Source organism: Pseudomonas sp. E45-MNA-CIBAN-0222 (genome assembly GCF_040310405.1).
Taxonomy (GTDB): domain Bacteria; phylum Pseudomonadota; class Gammaproteobacteria; order Pseudomonadales; family Pseudomonadaceae; genus Stutzerimonas; species Stutzerimonas stutzeri_AC.
In genome coordinates, this window is the sequence record NZ_JBEOPU010000004.1 from 13,932 (window position 1) to 34,260 (window position 20,329).

Below are 20,329 nucleotides of genomic sequence, written 5' to 3' on the forward strand. Positions count from 1 at the left end.
CGTTGCAGCGCTGGCCTGAAAGTGTGCAGCGGATGCGGGTAGACTAGGCGACCTGAATATTTCGGAGTTCGGCGTGGAAAAGTTCAAAGGTGCGATAGTGGTCGGCTCCCTGCGGCTCTTCGCTCGGCTGCCTTGGCGCACGGTCCAGGGCCTGGGTTCGATGATCGGCTGGTTGATGTGGAAGCTGCCGAATCGCTCGCGTGAGGTAGCTCGAACAAACCTGCAAAAGTGCTTTCCCGAGCTGAGCCCCGCGGAACTCGATACGCTGCTTGGTCGAACGCTGCGCCAGACCGGCATGACCTTTACTGAAAGTGCCTGTGCCTGGATCTGGCCGGCGGAGAAAACCCTGGGCTTGGTCAGGCAGGTCGAAGGACTCGAGGTGCTGCAAGAAGCGCTGGCATCCGGCAAGGGTGTGGTCGGCATTACCAGCCACCTGGGCAACTGGGAGGTGCTGAACCACTTCTACTGCGATCAGTGCAAGCCAATCATTTTTTACCGCCCGCCGAAGCTGAAGGCGGTGGACGAGTTGCTTCAGCGTCAGCGTGTGCAGCTGGGCAATCGTGTTGCGCCGTCGACCCGTGAAGGCATTCTCAGCGTCATCAAGGAAGTGCGCCGCGGTGGCGCCGTGGGCATTCCAGCGGACCCCGAGCCGAGTGAAGGTAGCGGCATTTTCGTGCCCTTCTTCGCTACCCAGGCGCTCACCAGCAAATTCGTACCGGGCATGTTGGCTGGCGGCAAGGCGGTTGGCGTGTTCCTTCATGCGTTGCGCCTGGAGGATGGTTCAGGCTACAAAGTGGTGCTCGAGGCCGCGCCTGACGGGATGTACAGCGAAGATGCGGAAACTGGCGTAGCAGCAATGAGCGCGATGATCGAGAAATATGTCCGCGCTTACCCCAGCCAATACATGTGGACCATGAAGCGCTTCAAGAAACGCCCGGCAGGCGAGAAGCGCTGGTACTGATCAGGCTCATAACAAGAATGATAAAAGGACAAGGACGATCGCATGCGTAACCAGAGACAGTATCCGCGTACCAATATGAAGTGCCGTATCCGGATTGCACATCCGGCGTTTGGCGAGGTCTTCGCCCACACTCGAGATCTCTCCGATGGCGGCGTCTACGTTCGCCATCCGGAATTGGTGGTGCTGCATCCCGGTGACACAGTGACCGGTCAGGTACAGGACCTGCCCATTCCAGCGCCCGAACTGCAGATGGTGGTGATGCGGGTTGATGCCGAAGGGGTCGGCCTGCGGTTTCTGCGCGGGGACTGACCGCGCGAACCTGTGCCGTGCTGGCTCAGTCTGGTGTCAGCCGGTCGAGACGGCGTAGAAATACGCTCATTTCCTTTTCCGCCTGCTTGTCGCCCTGGGCGCTCGCGGCCGCAATGCCGCGCTCCCAGGCTTGATGGGCACCTGGCTTATCGCCGTCGGCCTGCAAGGCCTTGCCCAGGAGCTTCCAGGCGGCCGAATACTTGGGGTCGAGTTCGACGCAACGGCGCAGGTGCTCAGCCGCCCTACCCGGCTGCCCGGCATCCAGATAGCCCTTGCCGAGGCCCAGACGCAGCATTGGATTATCCATCCCTTGGGAAAGCATTTTTTCCAGCGATTCAAGCATCTTCGGACCTTTTTGGTGCAGGGTACCCGGGGCGTTTCCTCACTTTAGTGCAAAGCACCAGCCGGGCAATAGCTGCAGCATACGCCATTGGTCTTAGCGCTCGCGGCGTTTGATGGGGGCTTCCGTGCGCGATCAATGGGCTTCGTTGACTGCGCTGAGAAACTCCCGGGTGCGTTCCTCCTGTGGGTTGTTGAACAGCTCGTCCGGACTGCCCTGTTCGTGAATCCGGCCCTGATGGAAGAAGCACACACGATCGGCGAATTCGCGGGCGAAACCCATCTGGTGGGTGACCATCAGCATCGTCAGATTGTGCGCCTCGCCGAGGCGGCGGATCACGTTGAGCACTTCGCCGCAGAGCTCCGGGTCCAGTGCCGAGGTCACTTCGTCGAACAGCATCACCTTCGGCCGCATCGCCAGCGCGCGGGCTATGGCCACGCGCTGTTGCTGGCCGCCGGATAGCTGCACCGGGAAGTGCTCCAACTTGTCTTCCAGGCCGACCATGGCCAGCAGCTCCTCTGCCCGCTCGCGGGCCTCGCGCTTGCCCAGGCCGAGCACCTGTACCGGCGCTTCCATGACGTTCTGCAGTGCATTCATGTGCGGGAACAGGTTGAAGCTCTGGAATACCATGCCGACCTTGCCGCGCACCCGTCGCAGATGACGGGCATTGGCCGGGACCAGCTGGCCACTGGCGTCGGGCATGTGCGTCAGTGGCTCGCCGTCGACCTCGATCACGCCTTCGTCGATGCCCTCCAGCGTCATCAGCACCCGCAGCAGCGTCGACTTGCCCGAGCCGCTGGGGCCGATGATTGCAACCTTCTCGCCTTCCTCGATTTGCAGATCAAGCCCGTCGAGCACGGTCAGCTCGCCGTAGCGTTTGGTCACGCCGGCGAAGCGCACCAAAGGCTGCGCCTGCTCTGGCTGTTGTGGTGTCAGGTTCAGGGTATCCGTGGATTGCATCGGCGTAGTCATCGGGCCAGCTCCATGCGGTTTTCCAGACGGCGCACGCACCAGGCGAGGCCGAGACTGAGAATGAGGAAGAAGATGCCGACCATGGTGATCGGTTCGAGATAGCGGAAGCTTTCGGAGCCGATGTTCTTGGCCCGCTGCATGATTTCCACCACGGTGATCGCCGAAAGAACGGGCGTGTCCTTGAGGATCGAGATCAGGTAGTTGCCCAGCGCCGGCAGCACCGGACGCAGCGCCTGCGGCAGGATCACGTCGCGGTAGGCGGTCCAGGGCTTCATGTTCAGCGCGGTGACGGCTTCCCATTGCGAACGGGGGACTGCATCCAGGCCGGCGCGGTACACCTCCGCCGTGTAGCAGGCGTAGTGCAGGGCGATACCGATGATGCCCGCCTGCATCGCGCTGAGGTTGAGGCCGTAGTTGGGGAACACGTAGAACAGGAAGTACACCTGGATCAGCAGCGGCGTGCTGCGGATGAACTCGATCAGCCCGGTTATCGGCCAGGACAGCCAGCGCAGGCGGCTGCGGCGGCCAATGGCGAGGAACAGGCCGAGCACCACGGCGATGGCGAAGCCGGCCAGGGCGATGCCGATGGTGGTCAGCGAGGCATCCAGCAGGCGCGGCAGGATCTCGCGGGCGAACTGCCAGTCGAAGAAGTTCATGACAGGCCTCCGCGCATCCGTCCGCGGGCCAGTCGCCGCTCCAGCTGGCGCATGCCGAAGTTAATCGTCTGGGCCAGAACGAAGTAGATGACCAATGCCAGACCGAAGATCTCCATAGTTATCAGCGTCGCCTGATCCAGCTGACGGGCACGGAAGGCCAGATCTGAAAGGGTGATCAGCGAGACCAGCGAAGTGTTCTTCAGCAGTTCGATAAGCAAGTTGGTGCCGGGCGGAATCGCCGCGAGCAACGCCTGCGGCAGGATGATTCGGCGCATGCGTGTCAGTGGCGTCATGTTCAACGCCTGACAGGCCTCATGCTGGCCCCGGTGCACCGAGCGGATCGCGCCGCGCAGCACCTCGGCGCCATAGGCGCCGATGTTCAGGCCCAGGCCGACCACGGCCACGGCGAAGGCGCTCATTTCGATATTGAACGGCGGCATCGGCAGCACGAAGTACAGCCAGAACAGCTGCACCAGCAGCGACGAGCCGCGGAAGACCTCGATATAGGTGATGGCCAGCCAGCGCAATGGCGCCACTGGCGAGAGCCGCGCCAGCGCGGCGATCAGCGCGCAGGCGATGGCCAGCAGGGAGCCGAAGAAGGTCACCTTGACGGTGACCCAGGCACCCTGCAGCAGCAGAGGAAGCAGTTCGATCATGATGCGCTATCCGGTTTTCCGGAGCGCTGACCGAGGCTGCGCAGCGGGCCACGAAGCCTTGGTCAGCGTTCACGGGCGGAACAGCGGGTCGGCGGTGCCGTCCCACCGCCCGCCGGGCTGTCAGGCACCGCAGAGTTCGGCGGCGGTCTTGTCGGTGACGTTGGAGCGATCGAAGCCGAATGGCTCGATGGTCTTAAGATGCTCCTCGCTACCCAGCCATTGCTTGAGCTCGGCATTGACCGCGTCACGCAGCGCCTTGTCCTGTGGACGGAAGGCCAGCGCACCGTAGCCGGCACGGGACGGGTCGTCCTTGAAGTCGGCGATGGCCTCGACATCGTCCCCGGCCTTGTCCGCCAGCCCTTTCATGGTCAGCTGGGTGCCGATGGCGGCATCGGCGCGACCGCTGCGTACGGCCTGCAGCTGCGAGGTGGTGTCGGGCACCTGCAGAATTTGCGAATCCTTGATGCCCGCCTTACGTGCATAACCGAGGTTCACGGTGCCGGACATGATGGCGATCTTTACGTCGGGATTGCCGGCTATGTCCTCGTAGCTGCGCAGGTTCTTCGGGTTGCCTTCGGCTACCAGCAGGGTGTCGAGCAGGCGGTAGTGCGGATCGGTGAGCAGCACTTGCTTGCAGCGTTCGGGGGTGATGTACATGCCGGCCGCGATGAGATCGAAGCGCCCGGCGCGCAGGCCAGGGATCAGCGAGCCCCACTCGGTGAGTACCGGTTTTATGGTGTCGATCTGCATGCGCTCGAAGACTTTGCGCACGATCTCTGGCGATTCACCGGTAACGCTGCCGTCGAGGGCGGTGTAGGCGAATGGCGTTTCGTTGGCATAGCCGATGCGGACGCTGCTGCTGTCCTTGATCTTTTCCAGGGTATCGGCCTGGGTAATGCTGGCGAAACCTATGCTGGCCAGGGCGGCGCAGCTGATCAGCAGCCGGCGGGAGCGTGTCGGGATGGTGCTGTTCCTCATGGGAGTTTCTCCTGTTCCTTGTAGAGACCCGAGGAATCGGATCGTTATTTGTCTAGGAGGGGCAATTGCGTTGAGCCGTACCGCGAACGCCTTAGAACGAAGCAACGACCTGCCGGAAAACTGGGGTCGATAGCTTGGCTCAATCGAACAGGCAAACGGACGGCAAGCCAGGAGGGTACAAAAGCTGACCATAAAATGGAAATCGGAGGGCATCTGGATCGAATGGATGCGATCAGAATGGATGAAGCGATCAGTGCTGGATTGACCGAACGGCCGAAATCGATTGATAAAACAAAACGGCCCGCCAGTTGGCGGGCCATGCAGAAGCGCGCAGCGCCTCAGAAAAACGTCAGGCCGGCTTGAAAAAGTCGCTCCACATCGCGGATGTGGCGTTTGTCGACCAGAAACAGGATCACGTGGTCGCCGGACTCGATTACCGTAATGTCATGAGCGATGAGCACCTGATCGTCACGTATCACCGCACCAATGGTGGTGCCTGGCGGCAGGGCGATCTGTGCGATGGGCCGCCCGACGACCTTGCTAGAGCGCGAATCGCCGTGGGCGATCACCTCGATCGCTTCGGCGGCACCGCGGCGTAGAGAGTGGGCACTGACGATGTCGCCACGGCGTACGTGGGTCAGCAGGGTGCCGATAGTGGCCAGCTGCGGACTGATGGCGATATCGATCTCGCCGCCCTGGACCAGGTCGACGTAGGCGGGGTTGTTGATGATGCACATCACCTTGCGTGCACCCAGCCGCTTGGCCAGTAGCGACGACATGATGTTGGCCTCATCGTCGTTGGTCAGCGCCAGGAACACGTCCGCTTCGTTGATGTTCTCCTCGACCAGCAGGTCGCGATCCGAGGCACTGCCCTGCAGGATGATGGTGCTGTCCAGTGTGTCCGACAGGTAGCGACAGCGTGCCGGGTTCATCTCGATGATCTTGACCTGGTACCGGCTCTCGATGGCCTCGGCCAGCCGCTCGCCGATATGGCCGCCGCCGGCGATGACGATGCGTTTGTAGTTTTCGTCGAGCCGGCGCATCTCGCTCATGACTGCGCGAATATGGCCTTTGGCGGCGATGAAGAAGACCTCGTCATCGGCCTCGATCACCGTGTCGCCCTGCGGCAGGATTGCCTGGTTGCGGCGGAAGATGGCGGCCACGCGGGTATCGACATTGGGCATGTGGCGGCGCAGCTGGCGCAGCTCCTGACCTACCAGCGGCCCGCCGTAATAGGCGCGCACTGCCACGAGCTGTGCCTTGCCTTCGGCAAAATCGATTACCTGCAGAGAGCCTGGATGCTCGATCAGGCGCTTGATGTAATTGGTGACCACCTGTTCGGGGCTGATCAGTACGTCGACCGGAATCGCTTCATTGTTGAACAGGCCGGAACGGGTCAGATAGACCGACTCGCGCACCCGGGCGATCTTGGTCGGCGTATGGAACAGTGTGTAGGCGACCTGACAGGCGACCATGTTGGTTTCGTCGCTGTTGGTCACCGCCACCAGCATGTCGGCATCGTCTGCGCCGGCCTGGCGCAGCACCGTCGGAAAGGAGCCGCGGCCCTGGACGGTGCGGATGTCCAGGCGGTCGCCGAGATCGCGCAGTCGGTCGCCGTCGGTGTCCACCACGGTGATGTCGTTGGCTTCGCTGGCGAGGTGTTCGGCGAGAGTGCCACCGACCTGGCCGGCACCGAGAATGATGATCTTCACGCGATCACTCCTGAGAGGCGGCTGACTGCCGCCGCTTCCATGTTGGGCCCGAGCGCACGGCGCCAGGGATTGGCTTAGGCATTACGACCACGTGGCTGCGCCGCGATCTTGATCAGCTTGGCATAGTAGAAGCCGTCGTGGCCGTTCTCCTGCGGCAGCAGCTGCCGGCCATGCGCTTGCGCCAGGCCGAAGCTGCCTGGCAGGTCCAACTCGCGGGCGCCCGGCGTGCGCTCGAGGAAGGCGCCGATCACCTCGCGGTTCTCGGTCGGCAGCACCGAGCAGGTTGCATACAGCAGCACGCCCCCAACTTCCAGGGTCGGCCACAGCGCATCGAGCATCTCGCCTTGCAACGCTGCAAGGGGGGCAATGTCATCGGCCTGGCGGGTCAGCTTGATATCCGGATGTCGGCGGATCACGCCGGTGGCCGAACAGGGCGCATCGAGCAGGATGCGCTGGAATGGCTTGCCATCCCACCAGCGCTCGGTGGCGCGGGCATCGTCAGCGACCAGTTGCGCACTCAGTTGCAGGCGATCGAGGTTTTCCCGTACTCGGACCAGGCGCTTGGGCTCCAGGTCCAATGCGATCAGCTCGGCCAGCTGTGGTTCACGTTCAAGCAGATGACAGGTCTTGCCGCCCGGTGCGCAGCAGGCGTCCAGCACGCGCTGGCCCGGCGCCAGGTCGAGCAGCGAGGCGGCCAGCTGTGCGGCTTCGTCCTGCACGCTGACCCGTCCTTCGGCAAAGCCCGGCAGCTGATGCACATCACAGGGCGTGACCAGGCGGATGCCGTCCTCGCTGAATTCGCAGGGGTGGGCTTCGATATCGGCGCTCTGCAGCTCGGCGAGATAACCATCCCGGCTGACCTGACGGCGGTTGACCCGCAGCATCATCGGCGGATGCGCGTTGTTCGCCGTGCAGACGGACTCCCAATGCTCCGGCCAGTGCGCCTTGAGCGCTTTCTGCAGCCAGCGCGGATGGGCGACGCGGATCACCGGGTCATGTTCGAGTTCGGCCAGCAGCGCTTCGCCTTCGCGTTGGGCACGGCGCAGCACGGCATTGAGCAGCCCCTTGGCCCAAGGCTTCTTCAGCTTGTCGACGCAACCGACGGTTTCGCCGATGGCCGCATGGGCCGGAATGCGGGAATAGAACAGCTGGTACAGACCGACCAGCAAAAGCGCCTCGACATCGCGATCGGCAGCCTTGAAAGGTTTTTGCAGCAGCTTGTCGGCCAGGCCGGCCAGGCGCGGATACCAGCGTGCAGTACCGAAGGCCAGGTCCTGGGTCAGGCCGCGGTCGCGGGCGTCCACTTTGCCCAGCACTTCTGGCAGGCTGCTGCCCAACGAGGCCTTGCCGGACAGCACGACGCTCAGCGCACGGGCCGCGGCCAGGCGCGGGTTCATTGACCGAGCACCAGACCGGGGGCGAACTGCTCGCGGCGGCTGTTGTACAGGTCGCCGAAGCCGAGCGGCTTGCCGCCGGGCAGTTGCAGGCGAGTCAGCGACAGGGCGCCTTCACCGCAGGCAACGGTCAGTCCGGCCTTGCTCGCTTCGAGGATGCGTCCGGGCTCGCCCTGGCCTTCGTCGAGGCGTGCGGCGTGAATCTTCAGCGTTTCGTCGTTCAGCGTGATGTGGCAGATCGGCCAGGGGTTGAAGGCGCGAATCAGACGTTCCAGCTCGACCGCCGGGCGCGTCCAGTCAATGCGCGCCTCGTCCTTGCTCAGCTTGTGGGCATAGGTGGCCAGACTATCGTCCTGTACTTCCCCTGCGAGCGTGCCGTCTGCGAGGCCATCGACCGCCTGCACCACTGCCTGCGCGCCGAGCGCGGCGAGACGGTCGTGCAGAGTGCCGCCGGTGTCCTCGGCGGATATTGGCGTATGGACCTTGAGCAGCATCGGCCCGGTGTCCAGGCCGGCTTCCATCTGCATCACGGTGACGCCGGATTCGTCGTCACCGGCCTCGATCGCGCGCTGGATAGGCGCCGCGCCACGCCAGCGTGGCAGCAGCGAGGCGTGGCTGTTGATGCAGCCCAGGCGCGGCATGTCGAGCACCGCCTGCGGCAGGATCAGGCCATAGGCGACCACGACCATCAGGTCCGCCTGCAGTGCCGCCAGCTCCGTCTGCGCCGCGGGATCACGTAGCGTCTGCGGCTGAAACACGGGAATGCCGTGTTGCACGGCCAGTTGCTTGACCGGGCTGGGCATCAGCTTCTGGCCGCGACCGGCAGGGCGATCCGGCTGGGTGTAGACGGCGATGATCGACTTGCCCGCATCAAGCAGGGCCTGCAGATGCTGAGCGGCGAATTCCGGGGTGCCGGCGAAGACGATGCGCAAGGGCTGGGTCATGGGGAGCTCGCTAAGAAAAAGGCTTGCCGTAGCAAGCCTTCGAGGTTCGGGAATCAAGCCTGCTGGCGGTGAATCTTTTCCAGCTTCTTCTTGATCCGATCGCGCTTGAGGCTGGAGAGATAATCGACGAACAGCTTGCCGTTGAGGTGATCGCACTCGTGCTGGATGCACACCGCGAGTAGGCCTTCGGCGACCATCTCGTAGGGTTTGCCATCACGATCCAACGCCTTGATCCGCACTTTCTGCGGACGATCGACGTTCTCGTAGAAACCCGGTACCGACAGGCAGCCTTCCTGGTACTGGTCCATCTCGTCGGTCAGCGATTCGAATTCGGGATTGATGAAGACTCGCGGCTCGGACCTGTCTTCGGACAGATCCATCACCACCACGCGCTTGTGCACATTGACCTGTGTCGCGGCCAGGCCGATGCCCGGAGCCTCGTACATGGTCTCGAACATGTCGTCGATCAGCTGGCGAATGCCGTCATCGACCACATCCACCGTTTTGGCGATGGTGCGCAGCCGCGGATCGGGAAATTCAAGGATGTTCAGAATGGCCATATGCGTTTGTGATGCACTTATGGAATAAAGTCAAAAGCCGCTGCTAAGATGCCGAGCAGCATGGAAAACGGCTTAATGCCGCGATCCAAAAGGGTTCCGCGGCGCTAGGGCGCTTTACGTGAAGGCACATAATAAAGGGATTCACCACATGAGGAAATCACTACTCGCCCTGCTGCTGGTGGCCGTCGGCGGGCTCGCCCAGGCCGCGGTGCAGCTCAAGGACAACCACCCGGAGCGGTATACCGTGGTGAAGGGCGACACACTCTGGGACATTTCCGGCCGTTTTCTACGTGAGCCGTGGAAATGGCCGGAGCTGTGGCATGCCAATCCGCAAATCTCCAATCCTCATCTGATCTACCCTGGTGACACCCTGAGCCTGGTCTATGTCGACGGTCAGCCGCGACTGGTACTCGACCGAGGTGCTTCGCGTGGCACCATCAAACTGTCGCCGACCGTGCGTACGACACCGATGGCCGAAGCCATTCCGACCATTCCGCTGGAGGCGATCAACAGCTTCCTGCTGAGCAACCGCATCATCGACACCGCCGAGCAATTCCAGGGCGCGCCCTATATCGTCGCCGGCAATGCCGAGCGGGTGATCAGCGGCGCGGGCGATCGCATCTACGGCCGCGGCAGCTTCGAAGCGAACATGCCGGCTTATGGCATCTTCCGCCAGGGCAAGACCTACGTCGATCCAGACAGCGGCGAGTTCCTCGGCATCAATGCCGATGACGTCGGCACGGTGGAAATCGTCGAGATCGAAGGCGAAATCGCCACCATGCAGCTGACCCGTACTACCCAGGAAGCGCGTATCGGTGATCGCCTGTTCCCGGGCGAAGAGCGTGCAGTCAATTCCACCTTTATGCCCAGCGCGCCGTCCACCGATGTCGAGGGCGTAATCCTTGACGTACCGCGTGGTGTTACCCAGATCGGCCAGTTCGATGTGGTCACGCTGAACAAGGGGGCTCGCGACGGCCTGAAGGACGGCAACGTGCTGGCGGTCTACAAGACCGGTGAAACCGTGCGTGACCGTGTGACGGGCGAAAACGTGAAGATTCCGGATGAGCGTTCCGGTCTGCTGATGGTGTTCCGCACCTACGACAAGCTCAGCTACGGCCTGGTGCTGCAGGCGACCCGCTCTCTGGCAGTGAAGGACAAGGTCCGTAATCCCTGAGTCACGAGCCCCGCAAATGCGGGGCTTTTTCATGCTGTGATAACCACCGCAAGGATGCGGTGCAACGAGACAAGGAGTGCTCGCCCATGCCTGCTATTTCCCCCGCCGAAGTGGATGCCCGGCTGCGTCTGCATTTGCTGCCCGATCTCGGTCCGCGACGTCTGCGCAAACTGCTCAGTGCCTTCCCCGATGCCGCTTCGGCGCTTAGTGCGCCAGCCAGCGCCTGGCGCTCGCTGGGGTTGCCGGCCAGTTGTGCCGAGCCGCGGCGTAGTGCCGAAATCCGCGAGCGTGCCAGCGCGGCTCTTGCCTGGCTGGAGCAGCCGGACCGGCATCTGCTCTGCTGGGACGATCCCAACTACCCCGCTATGCTCGCTGAACTGCCGGATGCGCCACCGCTGCTGTTCATTGCCGGCGATCCGACTTTGCTCGAGCGACCCCAGCTGGCGATGGTCGGCAGCCGCCGCGCCTCGCGCAACGGTCTGGACAATGCCCGGGCCTTCTCCCGCAGCCTGGCCGGCGCCGGCTTCGTCATCACCAGCGGGCTGGCATTGGGCATCGATGGTGCTGCGCATCAGGGCGCGCTGGACGCCGGCGGCAAGACCGTCGCGGTGCTCGGTACCGGCCTGGAACGCTTGTATCCACAGCGTCATGTCGGCCTTGCCCAGCAGATCGTCGAAGGAGGTGGGGCGCTGGTGTCCGAGTTGCCATTGGACTGCCCGCCGCAGGCAAGCAACTTTCCGCGGCGCAATCGCATCATCAGTGGCCTGTCGCTGGGCGTGCTGGTGGTCGAAGCGAGTCCCTCCAGTGGTTCGCTGATCACCGCGCGACTCGCTGCCGAGCAGGGCCGCGAGGTCTACGCGATTCCCGGTTCGATCCATCATCCCGGCGCCCGTGGCTGCCATCAGCTGATTCGCCAGGGCGCGGCGCTGGTGGAGTCGGTCGAGGATGTGCTCGAAGCCCTGCGCGGCTGGCAGCGCGTTGCACCGGTGGCCGGCGAAACACCAACGCAGACAGGGCCGGACAGCCCGCTGCTGCGCGAGCTGCTGGCCGCCCCGCGGAGCAGCGAAGCACTGGCCATGGCGATCGATCAACCCCTCGGGCAGGTGCTGGCGCAGCTGACCGAGCTGGAAGTCGACGGACTGGTGGCCAGCGACAACGGCCTCTGGACGGTGGTCTCCCGCTAGATGGAGCTGCGGGCCTGGGGGGCGTGCTTGTCGACCCAGTCCTATGGTTTGCACACTCGAAAGGCGGGGGCTGTTGCAGCCTGTTGCGAATCGGCCGCCCAGCCCCCTGCTCGACGGCAGGTGCCTTGGGTACACTGCCGGCTTTTCAGTCAGGCAGAGGTCGGCATGATCGGCGATTGGCGTGTGCAGCAAGTGGCGCGGGTGGTTCGCGCCGGCGGAGTGATCGCCTACCCGACCGAAGCGGTCTGGGGGGTTGGCTGTGACCCTTGGGACGAAGACGCGGTACTGCGCCTGCTGGCGCTCAAGGAGCGGCCGGTGGAGAAGGGCTTGATCCTGATCGCCGACCAAATCGAGCAGTTTGATTTCCTGCTGGAGGATGTGCCCGAGCGTTGGCTGGACCGCCTGGCCGGTACCTGGCCGGGGCCGAACACCTGGCTGGTGCCGCATCGCGGTCGCTTGCCGGAGTGGATCACTGGGCGACACGACAGCGTCGCGCTGCGGGTAACCGATCACCCACTGGTCACGCGGCTGTGTGCGCTGACCGGCCCGCTTGTTTCTACGTCCGCCAATCCTGCCGGTCGTCCCGCGGCGCGCTCGCGACTGCGAGTCGAGCAGTATTTCCCGCGTCAGCTCGACGCCGTGTTCACCGGCCCCCTGGGTGGGCGGCGCAACCCCAGCGTCATTCGCGATCTGCGCACGGGCGAAGTGATTCGTCCGGCCTGAACCGGCGTTGAAACCGCTGTACGGCTGCCCCTATAAAGGCAGCCGCCGCGGCGTCAGGGCAGCAGAATGGTCGATCCGGTGGTTTCCCCGGCCGCCAGTTTGCGCTGGGCTTCGGCCGCTTCGCTGAGCGGGTAGCGCTGGCCTATCTCGACCTGGATCTTGCCGCTGCCGATCATCTCGAACAGTTCGTCGGCCATGGCCTGCAGACGCTCCGGCGTGTCGGCGTAGCCGGCCAGGGTAGGTCGGGTGACGAACAGCGAGCCCTTTTGCGCCAGCACGCCGAGGTTTACCCCGGTGACGGCGCCGGACGCGTTGCCGAAGCTGACCAACAGGCCGCGCGGGGCGACGCAATCGAGGGAAACTTCCCAGCTGCTCTTGCCCACCGAGTCGTAGACCACCGGGCACTTCCTGCCTTCGGTCAGCTCCAGTACGCGTTGCACCACGTCCTCGCGGGTGCGATCGATGGTGGCCCAGGCGCCCAGGGCCTTGGCCCGCTCGGCCTTCTCCGCAGAGCCCACCACGCCGATCAACTGCGCGCCCAGTGCGCGCGCCCACTGACAGGCGATCGATCCGACACCGCCGGCCGCGGCATGGAACAGCACCGTTTCGCCGGCCTGCAACGGGTGGATCTGGCGTAGCAAATATTGGCAGGTGAGGCCCTTGAGCATCACCGCGGCAGCCTGCTCGAAGCTGATGGAGTCCGGCAGCTTGACCAGATGCCGTGCCGGCAGCGTGTGGTGTTCGCCGTAGGCGCCGAGCGGACCGGTGGCATAGGCGACGCGGTCGCCCGGCTGCAGGTGCTGCACGCCCTCACCCACCGCGTCGACCACGCCGGCACCCTCGGTGCCCAGACCGGACGGCAGGCTCGGCGGCTGGTACAGGCCGCCGCGGAAATAGGTGTCGATGAAGTTCAGGCCGATGGCGTGGTTGCGCACCCGCACCTCGCCTGCAGCCGGCGCGCTGAGCGGCACATCGATCTGTTCCAGGACTTCGGGACCGCCGTGCTGGCTGAATTGGATGCGCTGGGACATGTCTGGCTCCTGGTCTTTGAAAGAGCGCCTATCCAACCCGCCGGGGCTGCGTTCGTCAATCGGCTGGATGCTATGCTTGCCGGCCGACCCCGTTTCAAGCACCGCTCAGCCGCGCCTCAAGGGCTGCGTGCGGTCATTCGCAAGGTGATTTCGTGAACCACAGGACCGAAGCCGTCAAAGCCTATCTGCTCGATCTGCAGGACCGCATCTGCGCTGCGCTGGAGGCCGAAGATGGCGGCGCGCGCTTCGCCGAGGACGCCTGGACGCGGCCCGGTGGCGGTGGCGGCCGGACGCGGGTGATCGAGAACGGCGTGCTGATCGAGAAAGGCGGCGTGAACTTCTCCCACGTGCATGGCGACAGCCTGCCGCCGTCGGCCAGTGCTCATCGGCCTGAACTGGCCGGACGCGGCTTCGAGGCCCTCGGCGTGTCGCTGGTGATCCACCCGCACAATCCGTATGTGCCGACGTCCCATGCCAACGTGCGCTTCTTCATCGCCGAGAAGGAAGGCGAGGAACCGGTCTGGTGGTTCGGCGGTGGTTTCGACCTGACGCCTTATTACGGCACCGAGGAAGATTGCGTGCACTGGCACCGGGTCGCGCGGGATGCCTGCGCGCCGTTCGGTGCGGATGTTTATCCGCGCTACAAGGAATGGTGCGATCGCTATTTCCACATCAAGCACCGCCACGAGCCGCGTGGGGTCGGCGGGCTGTTCTTCGACGATCTGAACCAGTGGGATTTCGACACCAGTTTCGCCTTCATGCGTGCGGTCGGCGATGCCTACCTCGACGCCTACCTGCCCATCGTTCAGCGGCGTAAGGCCACGCCGTTCGGCGAGCGCGAGCGGCAGTTCCAGCTGCTGCGCCGCGGCCGCTACGTCGAATACAACCTGGTCTATGACCGCGGCACGCTGTTCGGTCTGCAGTCGGGCGGGCGTACCGAATCCATCCTGATGTCGCTGCCGCCGCAAGTGGCCTGGGGCTATGACAAGCACCCCGAGCCGGGCACGCCGGAAGCGCGGCTGACCGAGTATTTCCTGCAGGACCGCGACTGGCTCGCCGAGCAGCCCTGACCGTTGATTGCTACCTGTATCCAACACCGCGCAAGGATCACCCATGGATCGCTACGGCGTCTTCGGCAACCCCATCGGCCACAGCAAGTCACCGCAGATTCATGCCCTGTTCGCGGCGCAGACCGGGCAGGTGCTTTGCTATGAGACTCTACTGGCACCGCTGGACGACTTTCCGGGGTTCGCCCGGGCATTTTTCCGGGACGGCCAGGGTGCCAATGTCACCGTGCCGTTCAAGGAACAGGCCTATGGAATGGCGGATCAGCTCACCGAGCGCGCCCGTCGGGCCGGCGCGGTGAATACTCTGAAAAAGCTCGAAGACGGCCGCCTGCTCGGTGACAACACCGACGGTGCCGGGCTGGTAAGCGATCTGCTGAACGCCGGCGTGGCGCTGCGTGGTCAGCGCATCCTCCTGCTGGGTGCCGGCGGGGCCGTGCGTGGCGTACTTGAGCCGTTGCTGGCGCAGAAGCCCGCCGCGCTAATCATCGCCAACCGCACACCGAGCAAGGCTGAACAGCTGGCGCAGGAATTTGCCGAACTCGGTCCGCTGTCGGCCAGCACGTTCACCGATCTTGCCCAACCGGTTGACCTGATCATCAATGGCACCTCGGCAAGCCTCGGCGGCGAACTGCCACCGCTCGCCGATAGCCTTATCCAGCCAGGCCATACCTTCTGCTACGACATGATGTACGCGGCCGGGCCGACGGCATTCTGCCAGTGGGCGGCAGCGCTGGGTGCGAACACCCGTGATGGGCTTGGCATGCTGGTGGAGCAGGCGGCGGAAGCCTTCGAACTCTGGCGCGGGGTTCGGCCCGACACGGCGCCGGTACTCGCCGAATTGCGTCGGCAGCTCAGCTAGCCGCTGAAGTGAATGCGTTGATGGATGTGCTGGGGGTTTTCCAGTTCGTCGACGATGCCGGCGGCAATACGCTGCAATTCCCGATAGGGATTGGCGTCGCCCTTTCCAGCGGCTTCGGCCAGCGCCTCGACGGTCAACTGATTGCCCGCTGACGGCGCATCCACCAGCGTCCAGCGCAGCGGATGGGCTATCAGTCGTTGCAGGGCAGCCTCGACCTCTGGCTGCAACTCGATTGCCGGAAAGTCGGCAACCAGCAGCAGGCGTTCGACCTTGGCGCGCTCCAGCCCGAGCAACAGCGCCTCGACCGCCTGGTAGAAATCGCGCTGGGGCGACTCGCCGGTAGTGGCATTGGCACCCGGTAGGCGCGGCGTCTGAAACAGACAGACCACCGCATCCATCCCGGCCGCGCTCTCGCTGACGCTCACTGCATCGAACGGATTGCCCGGCTTGGTCCGCAGACCAGGCCGGGCAACTATCGAATTGAGGTCGTCGAGCAATGCCACGGCCTCATGCTGGCGGCTGAGCAGCTCCACCAGCAGCGCGCTGCCAAGGTCGTCGTGAGCGCCGTAAAGGGCGAACTTCAACCGCGGCGTTTCGGCATTGAGCATGACGGCTGCCGATCAGCGACGGGTGATCAGATAGCCGATCACGGCAAAGGCGCCCGCGGCCAGAGCCAGGGTACCCAGCGGATGCTCCTTGGCGCATTCGCGCGCAGCACGGCTGGCTTCGCGGGTGCGTCGGGAGATATCGGCATAGTGCTCATCCCAGTCGTTGTCGTGCCAGAGTGACTCGGCACGCGAACGCAGTGCGCTCAGGCGCTTGCGCGAGTCGTGGGCGGCATCGTGCTTGAGCTCATCGAGCGCGCGCATCAGGCTGTCGATCTCGTGTTGGACTTCTTCGCGGGTGGTGGCTTTGCTGAAACGGGACATGGTGGGACCTCCCCTCGGTAAGTGTGGTTGTTTGACTCCGAAAACAGGCAGAGGTGCGGTCCGATATTCGAGTGCACACCGGCCGGGATCATTACGCACTGGCCTCGATGTTGTTCATTCCGACGAACCGTTCATCGGGAACAGGCGTGTTTCCGGGCGATTCCCTATACTGGCGCAACGTCTACCACGTCGCATTTAGCGCATTTCGCCCTTCCATCGCGGGGAAAAAACCATCGTGAACTTTCGTCGTACCCTCGCCAGTGTGTTATTTGCCTGTCTGGCTTCGTTGCCGGCCATCCATGCCCAGGCCGCCAAACCGACCGTCCAGGAACTCGCTTCCGGCAGTGCGCTGCTAGTCGATCTGAATACCAATGAAATCCTGTATTCCAGCAATCCCGACATGGTCGTGCCGATCGCCTCGGTGACCAAGCTGATGACCGCCATGGTTGCGCTGGACGCCAAGCTGTCGTTGGATCAGGCACTGCCGGTGACCATCCGTGATGCCAAGGAAATGCAGGGCGTGTTCTCCCGCGTACGCATCGGCAGCGAGATCAGCCGCCGCGAGATGCTGCTGCTGACCCTGATGTCCTCCGAGAACCGTGCTGCGGCGAGCCTCGCCCACCACTATCCGGGCGGTTACCCTGCGTTCATCCAGGCGATGAACGCCAAGGCGCGGGCGCTGGGCATGACCCGCACGCACTATGTCGAGCCCACCGGGCTGTCCGAGCGCAACGTCTCCAGCGCCAATGACCTGGTCAAGCTGATCCGCGCCAGCCGTCAGTACCCGCTGATCCAGCAGTTCAGCACCACTGACGAGAAGACCGTGGCCTTCCGCAAACCCAACTACACCCTCGGTTTTCGCAACACCAACGCTTTGGTACGCAAGAACAATTGGGACATCCAGCTGAGCAAGACCGGCTTTACCAACGCCGCCGGCCATTGCCTGGTGATGAGCACCACCATGAAGCAGCGCCCGGTGGCCTTCGTGGTGCTCGATGCGTTTGGCAAGTACACCCACATGGCCGATGCCAACCGCCTGAAGAAGTGGCTGGAAACCGGTACCGTCACCCCGGTACCCGCCGCGGCGCTGGCCTACAAGCAGCAGAAGCAGGCGCAGCGCCAGCTCGCCGGCCAGCCCGCCGACGCGGCGCAGGCGCTGCTCGACGCCCGCTGAGTTGTTGTCTCGCGCTACCCGGAACATTGCTTCGGGTAGCGCCGCGATTGACGACATTCTTGAGTTTGCTCAACTCTTTTTGCTGAGAGTCGTTCCTATCATGAACGCCATTCGCACCTGCGCCTGATCGGATTGCCGATGACACGCCGCCGCCTCCCTGCCTGGCTCGCCAGCCTGGCCCTGCTGATCCATCTGCTGAGCATGCCGCTGTCGGGACTGCTGCCGGCAGAGACCAAGCGGCTGCTCGGCTGGAGTGGGCATTGCCCGCTGATGCAGGCGCAGGTGCAGCAGGCGCACTCGCTGCACCAGCCGACGACCCATGGCGAGCATGAGCCGAGCGCTCATGGCGGGATGCCGCCTTGCTGCTGCTGTGCCGGTTCGGTGGGACTGGCGGCGCTGTCCGGTGCAGCGCCGCAACTGCCGCAACACACCGCCGGCCACCTGACCCGGCCCGCCGAATCACGCGTCCATCGACCGTCGCCACGGCAACAGTGGCCAGCCCTCAACCCTCGCGCTTCCCCCCTCGCCTGACGCCGCTGGCGTCACCCCTCGTTGCCACGCCTGAACTGCCTGCACCAGCCGATGGTTGCGTGTTGGCGTCTGCCTGCGGCCATTCGCCGTATGGCCATGCCTGTTGCACAAGGAACATGCGAGATGCTCGACCATCCTGCGCACCCTTCGCGGCGCCCTGCGCTGCTCCGTCTGTTCATCGCGGTCATCGCCGCTGCCTATCTGCCGGCAAGCCTTGCCGATACCGCCGCCTCCGCGCTTTCGCTGGGCAGCAGCACCGTCACCGCGACCCAGTCGGGTGGTGGCCTGCCGACCAGCAGCGTGATCAGCTCGGTCGATCTGCTCGGCGGCGACATCCTCGAACAGCAGCCGGTGCTCTACAGCTGGGAGCTGTTCCGTCGTGCGCCTGGGGTGATGCTCACCGAATTCGGCCAGGGCACCAGCTCCGGCAAGCTGTCCTTTCGCGGCTTCAATGGCGAGGGCGAGGTCAATGCGGTCAAGCTGCTGATCGACGGCATCCCCAGCAACAGCAACGACGGCAACATGCCCTATCTGGACATGCTGTTCCCGCTGGAAATCGACGGCATCGAGGTGGTGCGTGGCACCAACGATCCGCGCTACGGCTTGTACAACATCGCCGGCAACGTCGCCGTGCAGTCGCGCATCGGTGGCGACTACGGCAAGGCGCGGCTGCGCTACGGCAGCTACGACACGCAGGAGCTGCAGCTGGCCAAAGGCATCGGAAGCGGCAACTGGACGCAGAACTACTTCATCGGGCAACAGAAGAGCGATGGCTACCGCGACCATGCCGGCAGCGAGCGCACCAGCCTGTCCGGCAAATGGTTCTACTCGCCGGACGCCGGCAACTGGCGCCTGGGCCTGATCGCCCGGCACTATGAGGCCGAAGCGGACGAGCCGGGGTACCTGTCCCGTGAGGACGCACGGCACTCGCCCCGCCAGTCCTATGCGCTGTCGGCCAGCGACATGGGTGAGCGGCGCATGAACCAGCTCAGCCTGCATCTGGACAGCCAGCTGGCCAGCGACCTCAGCTGGGCGACCAAGGTCTGGCTCAACACCCTGGACGACGACCGCTGGGTGCGTTTCTCGCAATCGGCGCCACAGCAGCGACGCACCAGCGAGGAGAAGCACTACGGCGCACGCACCTCGCTGACCTACCGCCCGGACGTGCCCTGGCTATACGATCTGGCCCTCGAAGGTGGGCTCGACACCGAGCAGCAGCGCAACCGCAGCGAGCGCTACACCACCGTCGAGCGCCAGGTCGTGACCCAGACCCGCGACCAGCGCTTCGACTACGACAGTTACGGCGGCTACCTGCAGGCGGTGATCCAGCCGGTGGAATCACTGAAGATCATCCCGGCATTTCGCGTCGACCGCATTCGGGGTGACTTCACCGACGAGCTGAGTGGCAACGATTACGCGATCAACGACTACGGCAGCATCGAGCAGCCGAAGATCAGCCTGATCTACACCCCCATCGAGCAGCTGAGCCTGTATGGCAACTGGGGCCGGACCTTCCAGATCGGCACCGGCGCGGCCGCCTACAAGGTGCCGCCGCGCACCAGCGATCTCTCGCCGTCGATCAACGATGGCTGGGAGACTGGCATCAAGTTCAGCCCGGCGCACTGGATCGACGGGCGCGTCGCCTACTGGGAACAGGTGGCCACTGACGAGGTGCGGCGCCGGCTCAATGACCCCAGCGGTGAATCGGAAAACCTCGGGCAGACCCGCCGCTGGGGCTACGACGCCCAGCTCAACCTCTACCCTGCCAGCGATCTGAATCTGTGGCTGGCGCACTCCTGGCAGTTCTCCGAAATCGAGAAGGCCGACCCGAGCCTGCCGGCCAGTCAGGGCCAGCAGATCGACCACGTGCCGCAGCGGCTGTACTCGGCCGGCAGCACCTACCAGGCGACGCCGGACCTGCAGCTCAGCGCCTGGCTCAACGGCCAGACCGACTACTACCTCGAACGCGAGAACACCCAGGGCAAGTACGGCGGCTACGTGCTGTTCAACCTGGGCGCCAGTTACCAGCTGACCGAGCAGCTGGCCGTCGACCTGCAGCTGAAGAACCTCACCGACCGCTACTACGAGTACGTCTGGTACGACGGCGCCCAGACGCTGCATGCGCCGGGTGATGGCCGCGCGCTGTATGCGGCCGTGACCCTGGACTTCTGACCG

At 64.2% G+C, this 20,329-nt stretch carries 22 protein-coding genes; 10 read left to right on the forward strand and 12 right to left on the reverse strand.

Translation table 11 applies throughout. The features are described 5' to 3' along the window. Nucleotides 1-73 precede the first annotated feature (73 nt). Together AAEZ08_RS07275 and AAEZ08_RS07280 are read left to right on the forward strand one after the other, a co-directional pair. The gene (locus tag AAEZ08_RS07275; RefSeq protein ID WP_500123989.1) at nucleotides 74-961 is read left to right on the forward strand and encodes a lysophospholipid acyltransferase; all 888 of its coding nucleotides are present in this window, start codon (nucleotides 74-76) and stop codon (nucleotides 959-961) included. A gap of 42 nt (nucleotides 962-1,003) precedes the next feature. Beyond that, nucleotides 1,004-1,270 carry a PilZ domain-containing protein gene (locus AAEZ08_RS07280; RefSeq protein WP_003284257.1) on the forward strand — a complete coding sequence of 89 codons (267 nt, stop codon included), beginning with the start codon at nucleotides 1,004-1,006 and terminating at the stop codon, nucleotides 1,268-1,270. Between the two features lie 25 nt (nucleotides 1,271-1,295). Here the strand turns inward: AAEZ08_RS07280 and AAEZ08_RS07285 are convergent, their stop codons facing one another. From AAEZ08_RS07285 to def, 9 genes are all read right to left on the reverse strand, one after another. After that, on the reverse strand, nucleotides 1,296-1,613 hold the full coding sequence (locus tag AAEZ08_RS07285) for a tetratricopeptide repeat protein (protein WP_003284258.1): 318 nt from the start codon (nucleotides 1,611-1,613) through the stop codon (nucleotides 1,296-1,298). Nucleotides 1,614-1,745: 132 nt separating this feature from the next. Further along, a complete protein-coding gene (ehuA, locus tag AAEZ08_RS07290) occupies nucleotides 1,746-2,582 on the reverse strand; it encodes an ectoine/hydroxyectoine ABC transporter ATP-binding protein EhuA (protein ID WP_500123990.1) in 837 nt (278 codons plus the stop codon). After that, nucleotides 2,579-3,238, reverse strand: a complete 660-nt coding sequence (gene ehuD / locus AAEZ08_RS07295) for an ectoine/hydroxyectoine ABC transporter permease subunit EhuD (protein ID WP_102826947.1) — start codon at nucleotides 3,236-3,238, stop codon at nucleotides 2,579-2,581. Before ehuD ends, ehuA begins: the two co-directional genes overlap by 4 nt. Then, nucleotides 3,235-3,894: an ectoine/hydroxyectoine ABC transporter permease subunit EhuC gene (gene ehuC / locus AAEZ08_RS07300; protein ID WP_500123991.1), complete on the reverse strand. Its 660-nt coding sequence runs from the start codon at nucleotides 3,892-3,894 to the stop codon at nucleotides 3,235-3,237. The genes ehuD and ehuC overlap by 4 nt, the downstream gene beginning before the upstream one ends. A gap of 120 nt (nucleotides 3,895-4,014) precedes the next feature. Continuing rightward, a complete protein-coding gene (ehuB, locus tag AAEZ08_RS07305) occupies nucleotides 4,015-4,872 on the reverse strand; it encodes an ectoine/hydroxyectoine ABC transporter substrate-binding protein EhuB (protein ID WP_500123992.1) in 858 nt (285 codons plus the stop codon). A 338-nt stretch (nucleotides 4,873-5,210) separates the two neighbouring features. Continuing rightward, nucleotides 5,211-6,584: a Trk system potassium transporter TrkA gene (trkA, locus tag AAEZ08_RS07310; RefSeq protein ID WP_003284264.1), complete on the reverse strand. Its 1,374-nt coding sequence runs from the start codon at nucleotides 6,582-6,584 to the stop codon at nucleotides 5,211-5,213. A gap of 74 nt (nucleotides 6,585-6,658) precedes the next feature. Continuing rightward, entirely contained in the window at nucleotides 6,659-7,981 is a 1,323-nt protein-coding gene (rsmB, locus tag AAEZ08_RS07315) for a 16S rRNA (cytosine(967)-C(5))-methyltransferase RsmB (RefSeq protein WP_181067058.1), read from the reverse strand. Then, entirely contained in the window at nucleotides 7,978-8,922 is a 945-nt protein-coding gene (gene fmt / locus AAEZ08_RS07320) for a methionyl-tRNA formyltransferase (RefSeq protein ID WP_427703423.1), read from the reverse strand. The genes rsmB and fmt overlap by 4 nt, the downstream gene beginning before the upstream one ends. Nucleotides 8,923-8,975: 53 nt before the next feature. Continuing rightward, nucleotides 8,976-9,482, reverse strand: a complete 507-nt coding sequence (def, locus tag AAEZ08_RS07325) for a peptide deformylase (RefSeq protein ID WP_058063246.1) — start codon at nucleotides 9,480-9,482, stop codon at nucleotides 8,976-8,978. A gap of 148 nt (nucleotides 9,483-9,630) precedes the next feature. Here def and AAEZ08_RS07330 point away from each other — a divergent pair, with 148 nt between their 5' ends. The 3 genes from AAEZ08_RS07330 to tsaC all read left to right on the forward strand — a co-directional run bounded on the left by AAEZ08_RS07330 (nucleotide 9,631) and on the right by tsaC (nucleotide 12,563). Beyond that, a complete protein-coding gene (locus AAEZ08_RS07330) occupies nucleotides 9,631-10,656 on the forward strand; it encodes a LysM peptidoglycan-binding domain-containing protein (RefSeq protein WP_500123993.1) in 1,026 nt (341 codons plus the stop codon). Between the two features lie 86 nt (nucleotides 10,657-10,742). Then, nucleotides 10,743-11,840 carry a DNA-processing protein DprA gene (dprA, locus tag AAEZ08_RS07335; RefSeq protein ID WP_003282335.1) on the forward strand — a complete coding sequence of 366 codons (1,098 nt, stop codon included), beginning with the start codon at nucleotides 10,743-10,745 and terminating at the stop codon, nucleotides 11,838-11,840. Between the two features lie 165 nt (nucleotides 11,841-12,005). Then, entirely contained in the window at nucleotides 12,006-12,563 is a 558-nt protein-coding gene (gene tsaC / locus AAEZ08_RS07340) for an L-threonylcarbamoyladenylate synthase type 1 TsaC (protein ID WP_058063248.1), read from the forward strand. A gap of 53 nt (nucleotides 12,564-12,616) precedes the next feature. Here the strand turns inward: tsaC and AAEZ08_RS07345 are convergent, their stop codons facing one another. Beyond that, on the reverse strand, nucleotides 12,617-13,594 hold the full coding sequence (locus AAEZ08_RS07345) for an NADPH:quinone reductase (protein WP_058063249.1): 978 nt from the start codon (nucleotides 13,592-13,594) through the stop codon (nucleotides 12,617-12,619). 152 nt (nucleotides 13,595-13,746) lie between these two features. Here AAEZ08_RS07345 and hemF point away from each other — a divergent pair, with 152 nt between their 5' ends. Together hemF and aroE are read left to right on the forward strand one after the other, a co-directional pair. Then, nucleotides 13,747-14,664: an oxygen-dependent coproporphyrinogen oxidase gene (hemF, locus tag AAEZ08_RS07350; protein WP_122097639.1), complete on the forward strand. Its 918-nt coding sequence runs from the start codon at nucleotides 13,747-13,749 to the stop codon at nucleotides 14,662-14,664. A 43-nt stretch (nucleotides 14,665-14,707) separates the two neighbouring features. Continuing rightward, nucleotides 14,708-15,520: a shikimate dehydrogenase gene (gene aroE, locus AAEZ08_RS07355; RefSeq protein WP_003282340.1), complete on the forward strand. Its 813-nt coding sequence runs from the start codon at nucleotides 14,708-14,710 to the stop codon at nucleotides 15,518-15,520. On the opposite strand, the gene AAEZ08_RS07360 is transcribed toward aroE, so the two are convergent. Both AAEZ08_RS07360 and AAEZ08_RS07365 read right to left on the reverse strand, forming a co-directional pair. Beyond that, nucleotides 15,517-16,128 carry an NAD(P)-dependent oxidoreductase gene (locus AAEZ08_RS07360; protein ID WP_003282342.1) on the reverse strand — a complete coding sequence of 204 codons (612 nt, stop codon included), beginning with the start codon at nucleotides 16,126-16,128 and terminating at the stop codon, nucleotides 15,517-15,519. The genes aroE and AAEZ08_RS07360 overlap by 4 nt on opposite strands. 12 nt (nucleotides 16,129-16,140) lie before the next feature. Then, the gene (locus tag AAEZ08_RS07365; protein WP_003282345.1) at nucleotides 16,141-16,449 is read right to left on the reverse strand and encodes an ElaB/YgaM/YqjD family protein; all 309 of its coding nucleotides are present in this window, start codon (nucleotides 16,447-16,449) and stop codon (nucleotides 16,141-16,143) included. 235 nt (nucleotides 16,450-16,684) lie between these two features. On the opposite strand from AAEZ08_RS07365, the gene pbpG reads away from it, so the two are divergent. The 3 genes from pbpG (at nucleotide 16,685) to AAEZ08_RS07380 (ending at nucleotide 20,326) form a co-directional block, all read left to right on the forward strand. Further along, nucleotides 16,685-17,623: a D-alanyl-D-alanine endopeptidase gene (pbpG, locus tag AAEZ08_RS07370; RefSeq protein ID WP_003282346.1), complete on the forward strand. Its 939-nt coding sequence runs from the start codon at nucleotides 16,685-16,687 to the stop codon at nucleotides 17,621-17,623. A 138-nt stretch (nucleotides 17,624-17,761) separates the two neighbouring features. After that, complete coding sequence (locus AAEZ08_RS07375; protein WP_500123994.1) at nucleotides 17,762-18,154, forward strand: DUF2946 family protein; 393 nt, start codon at nucleotides 17,762-17,764, stop codon at nucleotides 18,152-18,154. 123 nt (nucleotides 18,155-18,277) lie between these two features. Beyond that, complete coding sequence (locus AAEZ08_RS07380) at nucleotides 18,278-20,326, forward strand: TonB-dependent receptor (RefSeq protein WP_500123995.1); 2,049 nt, start codon at nucleotides 18,278-18,280, stop codon at nucleotides 20,324-20,326. Nucleotides 20,327-20,329: the final 3 nt, after the last annotated feature.

What these genes read in the sequence shown, in the direction of transcription:
- AAEZ08_RS07360 (WP_003282342.1), bottom strand. Translation starts at nt 16,128, where the DNA reads ATGCTCAATGCCGAAACGCCGCGGTTGAAGTTCGCCCTTTACGGCGCT.
- AAEZ08_RS07280 (WP_003284257.1), top strand. Translation starts at nt 1,004, where the DNA reads ATGCGTAACCAGAGACAGTATCCGCGTACCAATATGAAGTGCCGTATC.
- ehuD (WP_102826947.1), bottom strand. Translation starts at nt 3,238, where the DNA reads ATGAACTTCTTCGACTGGCAGTTCGCCCGCGAGATCCTGCCGCGCCTG.
- AAEZ08_RS07330 (WP_500123993.1), top strand. Translation starts at nt 9,631, where the DNA reads ATGAGGAAATCACTACTCGCCCTGCTGCTGGTGGCCGTCGGCGGGCTC.
- ehuC (WP_500123991.1), bottom strand. Translation starts at nt 3,894, where the DNA reads ATGATCGAACTGCTTCCTCTGCTGCTGCAGGGTGCCTGGGTCACCGTC.
- ehuB (WP_500123992.1), bottom strand. Translation starts at nt 4,872, where the DNA reads ATGAGGAACAGCACCATCCCGACACGCTCCCGCCGGCTGCTGATCAGC.
- dprA (WP_003282335.1), top strand. Translation starts at nt 10,743, where the DNA reads ATGCCTGCTATTTCCCCCGCCGAAGTGGATGCCCGGCTGCGTCTGCAT.
- AAEZ08_RS07365 (WP_003282345.1), bottom strand. Translation starts at nt 16,449, where the DNA reads ATGTCCCGTTTCAGCAAAGCCACCACCCGCGAAGAAGTCCAACACGAG.
- ehuA (WP_500123990.1), bottom strand. Translation starts at nt 2,582, where the DNA reads ATGACTACGCCGATGCAATCCACGGATACCCTGAACCTGACACCACAA.
- rsmB (WP_181067058.1), bottom strand. Translation starts at nt 7,981, where the DNA reads ATGAACCCGCGCCTGGCCGCGGCCCGTGCGCTGAGCGTCGTGCTGTCC.
- AAEZ08_RS07380 (WP_500123995.1), top strand. Translation starts at nt 18,278, where the DNA reads ATGCTCGACCATCCTGCGCACCCTTCGCGGCGCCCTGCGCTGCTCCGT.
- AAEZ08_RS07375 (WP_500123994.1), top strand. Translation starts at nt 17,762, where the DNA reads ATGACACGCCGCCGCCTCCCTGCCTGGCTCGCCAGCCTGGCCCTGCTG.
- aroE (WP_003282340.1), top strand. Translation starts at nt 14,708, where the DNA reads ATGGATCGCTACGGCGTCTTCGGCAACCCCATCGGCCACAGCAAGTCA.
- def (WP_058063246.1), bottom strand. Translation starts at nt 9,482, where the DNA reads ATGGCCATTCTGAACATCCTTGAATTTCCCGATCCGCGGCTGCGCACC.
- tsaC (WP_058063248.1), top strand. Translation starts at nt 12,006, where the DNA reads ATGATCGGCGATTGGCGTGTGCAGCAAGTGGCGCGGGTGGTTCGCGCC.
- fmt (WP_427703423.1), bottom strand. Translation starts at nt 8,922, where the DNA reads ATGACCCAGCCCTTGCGCATCGTCTTCGCCGGCACCCCGGAATTCGCC.
- AAEZ08_RS07345 (WP_058063249.1), bottom strand. Translation starts at nt 13,594, where the DNA reads ATGTCCCAGCGCATCCAATTCAGCCAGCACGGCGGTCCCGAAGTCCTG.
- AAEZ08_RS07285 (WP_003284258.1), bottom strand. Translation starts at nt 1,613, where the DNA reads ATGCTTGAATCGCTGGAAAAAATGCTTTCCCAAGGGATGGATAATCCA.